The sequence below is a fragment of the Paenibacillus sp. FW126-R14 genome, assembly GCF_058789495.1.
The window spans coordinates 1-570 of record NZ_JBYTBS010000143.1 but is presented as its reverse complement, the minus strand read 5'-3'; the positions used below and the strand labels follow the sequence as shown (position 1 = coordinate 570).

1 protein-coding gene is annotated in these 570 nt (G+C 50.0%); it reads right to left on the bottom strand.

The window, feature by feature from the left end; all coding sequences use genetic code 11:
- A partial coding sequence (locus AC3WRW_RS33075; protein WP_492550441.1) for a hypothetical protein occupies positions 1 to 212 on the bottom strand: 212 nt, incomplete at its 3' end.
- Between the last annotated feature and the right edge of the window lie 358 nt (positions 213 to 570).

Genomic DNA, 570 nt, shown 5'->3' with positions numbered 1-570 from the left:
CACACGAGACGCACCAGACACACCAGACGCACCAGACTTACCAGACACACCAGACGCACCAGACTTACCAGACTTACCAGACACACCAGACTTACCAGACACATCAGACACACCAGACTTACCAAACGCACCAGACGCACCAACCGCACCAGACTTACCAGACACACCAGACGCACCAGACACACCAGACGCACCAGACTTACCAGACGCACTTAACTCACCAAACTCACCAAACCAGTTAGACCCATCGACTCTAGTACAGGTACGAGTGAAATAGTTCGCTTTTTGTGCGGTGATGGGGTGGTTTCAACATTTGGGGGCAGAATGGGGAACTACAGGGCGTTATTTTGTCGAAAATAGCCCATTGAGCGGTTGAAAGGGAACTATAGTCCACTATTTTGCCATTGTTGACAGGCAATTGGGCGACTGGGGTTAAATAAAGCCCTGTAGTTCCCCTTCGAACTCCGATATTCCATTTTTCGATTAAATAGGGGAATGTAGTTCCCTCGGTATGGGCGTACAAGTGCTCGTCATAGGTTCGCTAAGCAAATCTCCCTCACCACCCACCAC